The 7326-nt window shown below is 61.2% G+C and carries 7 protein-coding genes; 1 reads left to right on the top strand and 6 read right to left on the bottom strand.

Annotated elements, in window-relative coordinates; translation table 11 throughout:
• Positions 1 to 158: 158 nt before the first annotated feature.
• Both AB6724_RS20510 and AB6724_RS20505 read right to left on the bottom strand, forming a co-directional pair.
• Positions 159 to 1121: a class I SAM-dependent methyltransferase gene (locus AB6724_RS20510; RefSeq protein ID WP_369340398.1), complete on the bottom strand. Its 963-nt coding sequence runs from the start codon at positions 1119 to 1121 to the stop codon at positions 159 to 161.
• Between the two features lie 160 nt (positions 1122 to 1281).
• Positions 1282 to 1587 (bottom strand): hypothetical protein, encoded by a 306-nt coding sequence (locus AB6724_RS20505; RefSeq protein WP_369340397.1) that lies wholly within the window; start codon positions 1585 to 1587, stop codon positions 1282 to 1284.
• 115 nt (positions 1588 to 1702) lie between these two features.
• On the opposite strand from AB6724_RS20505, the gene AB6724_RS20500 reads away from it, so the two are divergent.
• On the top strand, positions 1703 to 2434 hold the full coding sequence (locus tag AB6724_RS20500; RefSeq protein ID WP_369340396.1) for a methylated-DNA--[protein]-cysteine S-methyltransferase: 732 nt from the start codon (positions 1703 to 1705) through the stop codon (positions 2432 to 2434).
• A gap of 276 nt (positions 2435 to 2710) precedes the next feature.
• On the opposite strand, the gene AB6724_RS20495 is transcribed toward AB6724_RS20500, so the two are convergent.
• From AB6724_RS20495 to AB6724_RS20480, 4 genes are read right to left on the bottom strand one after another with little or no spacing between them, the layout of a single operon-like run.
• The gene (locus AB6724_RS20495; protein WP_369340395.1) at positions 2711 to 4135 is read right to left on the bottom strand and encodes a CsgG/HfaB family protein; all 1425 of its coding nucleotides are present in this window, start codon (positions 4133 to 4135) and stop codon (positions 2711 to 2713) included.
• A 25-nt stretch (positions 4136 to 4160) separates the two neighbouring features.
• Positions 4161 to 4799 (bottom strand): hypothetical protein, encoded by a 639-nt coding sequence (locus AB6724_RS20490; protein WP_369340394.1) that lies wholly within the window; start codon positions 4797 to 4799, stop codon positions 4161 to 4163.
• Positions 4800 to 4835: 36 nt separating this feature from the next.
• The gene (locus AB6724_RS20485) at positions 4836 to 5975 is read right to left on the bottom strand and encodes a hypothetical protein (protein WP_369340393.1); all 1140 of its coding nucleotides are present in this window, start codon (positions 5973 to 5975) and stop codon (positions 4836 to 4838) included.
• Positions 5966 to 7144: a hypothetical protein gene (locus AB6724_RS20480; protein ID WP_369340392.1), complete on the bottom strand. Its 1179-nt coding sequence runs from the start codon at positions 7142 to 7144 to the stop codon at positions 5966 to 5968. Before AB6724_RS20480 ends, AB6724_RS20485 begins: the two co-directional genes overlap by 10 nt.
• Positions 7145 to 7326 lie beyond the last annotated feature (182 nt).

Raw genomic sequence — 7326 nt, 5'->3', positions numbered from 1 at the left:
CCAACCCCGCAAGCCATGCTCCTCGCGGCTATCGGCGTTTTTCCACACTCAACGGGGACATAGCCTTTTTTTATGGGCTATGCAAGCTGCTTTTGCTCCTTGAATCGTAGCTGTTAGCGCCTTGTGGGTAAGGGTTTAGAGCATTTTCTCCGAAATTCCTAGGCTGCCCCGTCCGCGGGCTGGGCCAGCTCCGGCTCGCGGTAGACCAGCACCTTCAGGCTGCGCTCCTCGTCCACATCGGCAAACACCGGCGGGTTGGCCAAGCGCTCGATAAACTGCAATTCGGGGGCGATTTCGGCCATCTGCTCGCGCAGAAAGGCCGTACCCAGCTCGGGAGCGTTCAGGCACAGCAGAACCTGGCCGCCGGGTACCAGCAGATCGGACAGGCGGCGCATCAGCCGCGCATAGTCCTTGGTGGCGACAAAGCTGCCCTTCTGATAGCTGGGCGGGTCCACGATGATCAGATCGTAGGGGCCGCCGCGGCCTATCTTGCCCCAGCTGCTGAAGATGTCGTGGGCCGCGAAACTGGCGCCGGCTTTGACGCCGTTGAGCTGGTGGTTGTGCTGGCCCGTGGCCAGAGCGCCCTTGCTCATGTCCATATTGAGCACCTGGCCGGCTCCGGCCAGCTTGGCCACGACCGAGAACGCGCAGGTGTAGGCGAACAGGTTCAGCACCTTCATGCGCTCGGGGCGTGGGTGGTTCTGCACCTGCTGGCGCACCCAGTCGCGGCCCGCGGCCATGTCCAGAAACAGGCCGTGGTTCTGGCCGCGCGCGATGTTGATCAGATAGCGGGCGCCGCTTTCGGTCACCACATGGGGGTCGGGCAGCTCGCCGGCCATGACGCGGGTCTCTACCTTGCCGCCGCTCTCGCGGCTCTGGAAGGCCCAGATCAGCGGCTGGTCGGCGGGCGCAATCTGCTGCCAGCGCAGCGCTAGCGCCTGGCCTATATGGCTCAGCTGCTCCTCGGCCAGTGGCGCAAAGCTGGTCAGCACCAGTGCCGGCGGAAAAGCGTCCAGCACGATCTGTTCGCAGCCCGGGTGGCGGCCGCCCCGGCCGTGAAAGATGCGCTGGGCATCGCTGGGGTAGGGCATCTGGGCAATGGCGTCGAGCAGGGCTTGCATGGAAAAGAGTAGCGGGCCGGCTTCGCAAGGCGCAGCCTGGACCGCAGTGATATGTCGGCGGTGAAAGGGCGACAGTGTATGCAGTTCGGCCCGGCGCCGCTGACGGCGGCGGCAATTCTTGCCACGGCCGCCGGGCCGGCCGCGGCGCGCGGCTCAGGGCTCAGTGATAGACGCAGCGCACATCGAAAAAGCAGCTCTCCGTGCCGCCTATGCCCTGCAGGCCGGCCTCGGCGGCCGCGCGCGCGGCCTTGATCCAGCGGCCGAACATGAGTTTGGCGTCCTCGGTGATCTCCTCGGGCGGCGTGTCCTCCAGTCCCTGCACCAGGGTCAGGGCCTGGTTGACCTGTTCCTCCCCGCCGAACTGCCTTGCGAGCACGCGGGCGTAGCGGGCCTCGGCCTGCTGGCGCTTGTCTTCGGGCAGCTCCGGGTAGTCGCAGAGGGAAACGGTGAAAGTGGCTTCTTGCATGTCCGTGTATCCACAGTGTTGAAACTGTTTAAATATACAGTAAACATCTGTTTTTATATCCAGTTGATAGAAAAAATTCTGAGGACCTTGGCTCTACCGTGCATAGACTGCTGCCATGAATGACCACGCTCCCCTGCCGTTTCCCGGCCATGCCCTGTTTGCCACGCGCATAGGCGTCTGCGCCGTGGCCTGGAATGCGCATGCCGTCACGGCCGTACAACTGCCCGAGGCCAGCTGGGCCGAGACGCGTGAGCGCATGTTGCTGGGCCTGCACAAGCGCCATGCGCTGCAGCCCGGCCATGCTCCCGTCGTCTATGCGGCCGTCACGTCGGCGCAGGCCTTGCCCGCACTCGCGCGGCAGGCGATCGCCGGGGTGCAGCGGCTGCTGGCCGGGGTCAAGGGCGAGCGCGATGCCGATTGGGTCAGGCTGCCGGCCGAAGCCAGCGAGCAAGGCGTTCTGCCCGATATGCGCGAGGCCTACCGGCCCTGCGCCGCCGAGCTGGCCGAGCCCGGGGCCTTGCCGGCCTTGGCGCAGATTCCCCTGGATGAATTCGGCGTGCCGGAATTCCAGGCGCGTGTCTATGCCTATGCGCGCGGCCTCAAGCCCGGTCAGACCCGCACCTATGGCGAGGTGGCTGCGGCCCTGGGCGAGCCCGGTGCGGCGCGGGCCGTGGGCCAGGCCCTGGGGGCCAATCCGTTTGCGCCCATCGTGCCCTGCCATCGCGTGCTGGCCGCAGGCCGTGCGCCCGGCGGCTTCTCGGGCGGGCAGGGGGCCGTGACCAAGCTGCGCATGCTGGAGATAGAGGGCGGGGCCTGGGGCGGTACGCTGTCGCTGTTTGGGGACTAGGCCTGTTGCAGCAGCCAAACAGCCTTTGAACGGGGTAAGGTTCGCTGGAACATGGCGTTCACTGTTCTACGGCCGCTAGCGGTTGGCACATAGAACTGCTTCTGAAAGCGATCTAAGCGCTGTTTCAATGGCGAATGTACTGAGGGGCGGCGATTGCCGATTTTTTTCAGGCGCGGCAGGCCCGTATGGGCCTACCGCGCTATGCAGGGCAGATCGCCCGCTATGGACGAGGCAGATTACCCGACTTCTCACAGACGCGTGGAGAGCGTGATTCGTTCACCACTTATCGTCGTGCTCAGCAACGGCCTCGCGAGTGGCAGACCTTGCGGCAGCAGGCTTTTTGTTGCCGGGCGCAGCGTCGGGCTTGGGTGCTGCTGCGTTCATTGGGCTGGCGCCGGCGGCAACAGTTGGGCCGTGCTTGAGTTCCCCGCGCACTTGCAGACCACCGATGGCTTCCAGGTCGGTACGCATATTCTCCAGATGCCCGTAGGACAGATTGGGGGTCACGCGGTCGATCACCAGTTCGCAGCATGGCGATTCCATACGGCCCAGGTTCTGGCCTGTCTGCGGATCCTTGAGTTCCTTGCCCATGGCAGCGACGGCGTAACGGGCGCCCTCGCGGATGGACTGCCCGCCCTGGCTCAGCACCACGTTGGTGCCGTCGCGGGCCACCACCATCACGGGGAAGGTGCGCTGCAGTATGGATCCCACGATGGCCTTGGCCGCTTCGTCGGTCATGTCTGCCAGAATTCTGTCGCCATCGACGCCTGCGCCCAGGGTGGTGGCTGCACGATCGGGTGCCGAGCCGCGCAGGGAATCCGCCACGGCGACCTGGCGTGTCGCCACGTTCACCATTTTTTGCGATAGCGACCAGCCTCCCGAGTAGCTGACCAGTTCACGATCGCTGGTACGCAACTGGCGCGCGTGGCGGTTGTAGGCAAAGCTGTTGATGCGCGCACTCCACACCAGATCGGCGCTGGCTGCCTGCGACAGCTTGGCGAGCTCGGCGCTGGGGGCCTGACCGCCGGAGATCATCTCCAGTTCTTGCTCTATGGCTGGACTGAAATCGCGATCGAGCACCGCAAAGCGGCCGGTCTGCACCAGGGCGTCGCTGACGCGCTGGCGCAGTGCGGCCGCGACCTGGGTCGAGGGCACCGAACGATCCCCCATGGCCAGATTCTGCTGACTGAAAGACACCGGACCGATCACGACCTTGAGCTTTTGCATATCGGCAGAAGGCTGGAACTTGGCGATCTGGGCTTCGATAGTAGCTTTGAAGCGCTTGGGGGGCAGCAAGCCGGGCTCTTCCAGGCTCACGACCTTCAGGTTCTGAATCACGCCGCCGGACTTCTGCCTGATCAGTTCTGCGAAAGCATTGGCACGCAGCGAAGCGCTGTCCTGGTTCAGGCTGACATCCAGCCCGTACTTGGCCGAGACGCTATCGGATTGGAGCATGGCACCGTTGACTTGCAATAGCGCCATCTTCATGGCTTCGGCCATGGCTTCGCCGGCGGTCTGGCCCAGACCGATTGCGGTGGTCGTGACGCTATCGAGCTTGCCAACGTCGGGAGCAGGGGGGACAACCGAGCTGCTCGCCGGGCTGCTGGTGGGGGCAGGGGGGGCGCCGGAGTCTTCGGACTTTGGGCCGCACCCGGCAACCACCATCAGGGCGGCAAGCGCCCCGATCATGTGGTAACGCATAGATCTTTCTTTTTAAGTCGGTCGCTTACAGCAGGCTGGTTGCCTCTTTGGGCACTTCGATGCCGTTGCTCTTGGCAAAGTCCACGGCGTTCTTCAGGGCCTTGATGACCTCGGTGGTAGAAGTGGGGAACTGGGAGACCACATAGGTCGCACCGCCTAGCGACGGCAGCTGCGTCAGAGGTGCGCTCTTGAGGCCGTCCCCCATGGATGTCACGTCCTGGCCGAGTCCCTTGTACCTGACCGCGCCCTTGGCCAGGCTCAGCAGACCTTGGGTATAGGTGACCTTTGCAGCTGCGTCCAACTGGGGCTTTTCGGCCAGTTTCGCCGCAATTGCACCGCCGGAATCGCCCACGGCAGTGGCGGCCTTGGAGGCGCTGTCCTTGTCAAAGGTCGAGCCGGACGACAACTGCTGTGCCACGGCTTCGGCATCGGCGGCCGTGGCCTTCAGGCCCAAAGCTTCGCTCATCTTGGCGTTGGCCTTGAGTACGTCCACGTTGGCGGCCACAAAGTTCTTCACCAGCGTGGTTTGTTGGCCGCTGAGGTCGGCAGCGGGGGCGCTGGACTTGCTGCCGCCAAAGCTGGGAATGGAAAACTGGGCCGAAGCGGTGTAGGGGATAGCCAAGGCAGCGCACGCGACGGCAACGGTAGTCAAAATCTTCTTCATCGATATCTCCTGAGTAGATGGGGAACAGAAACTTGTTTAGCGCACACCCAGATTGGTGATCTGGCTGGTGAGTTCGCGCGCGGCGTTGTTGGCTGCCAGCTTGAGGGCGTTGTTACGCGCCTCGTCTTCGGTGGGACCGATACCGGCGTACTGCACGGGACCGACCGAGGCAATGGTGTCAGGAATGGTTTGCGAGATGTCCAGCAGCTTGGCGTTCACGGTCACGCTCACGCGCATCAGGCCGGTGTTGCTGTCGGTGTCAGCCAGACCCACGTCGAGCGTGCCCAGGGCCACATAGGGAATTTGGGCAACGCGCATGCCATCGACCAGCGAGGCCAGGGTCGCAGGCTTCAGATCCATGCCCGACTTGTAGTCGTTCTCAACCGTAGCGACCTTGAACTTGCCCCCGGTATAGGGCTCGATCATGGCGGCCTCCGAAACCTTGAAGCCGGCGCGTGTGAAGTTGGAGGTAAACACCTGGCCCAGATTGGCGCTGGGCAACAGGCGGAAAGTCGAGTCGCTGGCGCGGCGCGTGGTGCTGCCGCCGGTTTCAATCGAAGCCGAGCGCTGCATGGAGCCCGAAGCCTTGGTCGACACCGAGGCATTGGTGCCGATCTGGCCACGGCCAAAGGTTTCGCCTTCCGAGCCCTTTTCCGAGACCTGGGCATTGGCCTTGAAGTCGGCTTTTTCGTCCACGCGCTTGTAGACGCGGTCGTCAAAGCTGCGGGTACTTTCCACCTGGCGCGAGACAAACATAAAGGCCAATGGCGAACGCGCCGCAGGACCGCCCTTGACCACGGCCGAGTTGGACTTGACCGCGTTGCGCAGGTTGGCAACGTTCAAGGCCACACGCACCGTCACGGTGTACTGCTTTTTGTCCTTGTTCTCTTCTTCCGCCAGGATGGTGGAGTCGAGAATGTAGCGATCTGGCGCAGCCATGATTTTTTCGCGGATGGCATCGAAATTCTCTGCCTCCGACTGACCGGCTTCTGCGTAGTAAAACTCGATGGCCTTGAGCTGCGCGGCCATGGTGGCTTTGGCTTTGTCGTCCGCCGATGCAGACCAGCCCTGGTAGGTCACCGAGGCCTTGCCCTTGGCCTGCTGTACTTGGGCCAGGGCATTGCCTGCAAACAGGGCAATGCATGACCAAATCAGAAATTTCTTGATTACTTGCATAGATTCATCAGTTTCGAAGTAGACGCAATTTGGTTGTCAATATCGGTGGCGGAGGCCGCTGTTTTTATCCAGTTGCCGCCCTTTCCTGCAATCGTCTCTGACAGCTTTACAAACATGCCATTCACAGAGTCGTAATAAGCGGGAAAATCATCCACATAGGTCTGTGAAGCAGGAACCACCTTGGTTTCACCGTTCTTCAAAGATGTGTTGAGGTAAAACGTGCCAGAAAGCGGCTCTTTAATGCGTATATCGGCATAAGTGCCGTAGACATACGAAGCACCGCCTGCACTTTGGCTGAACTTGATCTTCTTCACGTTTTTGAAATCGACTTCGATTTCATAGTCTGGCTTGGGCAAGGACAGGTTGAACACATCTCCATCCATGACTTGCATGGACATCACGTTGCCCACTGCATGGCCTTTGCTGAAAGGCACCAGCGGCACTCCGATGCGAGTGGATATGGCCTCGCCCACGAGGTCGGCGGCCCAGGTTTCTTGCACCCCGGGTGCGGATTTTAAATAGTCGGGCAAGGCCGCGGCCATCTCTGGCGTCAGAGTGGCTTGGGTTACCTGCAGATAGCGCGAGACCTGCGTGGGCAGTGTGGCAGTTGCCAGAGCGCTGGCATAACGGGCGAACAGGCCGGGCTTGTCGCCGCTGCCTTCGTACACCAAGCGCACGCGCTCCAGAATTTCCTGAGAGCTTGGTTCATGCTGAAAATTATCGACATAGCCAAAGCTAATGGGATAAGAGCGCACCACGTTCATTGACTTGAAATCAAAGAACAATGCTTGGCCTCGCAAAAGAATGAACAGTTTGCGAATATCGCCAAAATGCTCGACAGAAACTGTTTCCGAACTCACAACCAGCGAAGAAACCAATGCCTGGTCATTTCCCTTGAGGTCGCTAATCGGTGAAGTGGATAGATTGAAATTTTGCGGGGTATTGGCGCTGACTGCGGCCAGCGCCCGCTTGTAAGAACTGCTGCGACTCGCTTTCAGCTGCTTTTCATACTGCTGAGAGTACGGAAAACGCTGAGAAAGACTGGCTGCACTACCTGAGAAGGCTACTCCGGCAAAAGTGACATCTCTGGTTTGAGCCAAAGAGCACTGTGTGAATAACGCAATTCCCACTACCAAACCCAGCCGTTTAAACACCGAAAAAGTACGCATGCTTACTCTAATGTCATAGTTTTTGTAACAAAGTATACCCTCTCAAACTCCTGGTTTTCAGGGATTCCTTAACGAAAAAATCTCTTGTTCTGGCGCTTGCGTGACAGCACCGACACGCAGGTGACAAGGGGCGGCTTTGCGCCGCCGCACAATCTTTGCAGCAGGGGCAGTGGCCCCGGTCC

This window comes from Comamonas guangdongensis (assembly GCF_041079535.1).
Taxonomy (GTDB): Bacteria; Pseudomonadota; Gammaproteobacteria; order Burkholderiales; family Burkholderiaceae_C; genus Comamonas; species Comamonas guangdongensis.
The sequence above is the reverse complement of the archived record's forward strand: the minus strand, read 5'-3'. Positions and strand labels throughout refer to the sequence as shown.

Bases quoted from the DNA above. Each gene is read 5' to 3' on its own strand.
- AB6724_RS20510 (WP_369340398.1), bottom strand. From the start codon at position 1,121: ATGCAAGCCCTGCTCGACGCCATTGCCCAGATGCCCTACCCCAGCGAT.
- AB6724_RS20505 (WP_369340397.1), bottom strand. From the start codon at position 1,587: ATGCAAGAAGCCACTTTCACCGTTTCCCTCTGCGACTACCCGGAGCTG.
- AB6724_RS20500 (WP_369340396.1), top strand. From the start codon at position 1,703: ATGAATGACCACGCTCCCCTGCCGTTTCCCGGCCATGCCCTGTTTGCC.
- AB6724_RS20495 (WP_369340395.1), bottom strand. From the start codon at position 4,135: ATGCGTTACCACATGATCGGGGCGCTTGCCGCCCTGATGGTGGTTGCC.
- AB6724_RS20490 (WP_369340394.1), bottom strand. From the start codon at position 4,799: ATGAAGAAGATTTTGACTACCGTTGCCGTCGCGTGCGCTGCCTTGGCT.
- AB6724_RS20485 (WP_369340393.1), bottom strand. From the start codon at position 5,975: ATGCAAGTAATCAAGAAATTTCTGATTTGGTCATGCATTGCCCTGTTT.
- AB6724_RS20480 (WP_369340392.1), bottom strand. From the start codon at position 7,144: ATGCGTACTTTTTCGGTGTTTAAACGGCTGGGTTTGGTAGTGGGAATT.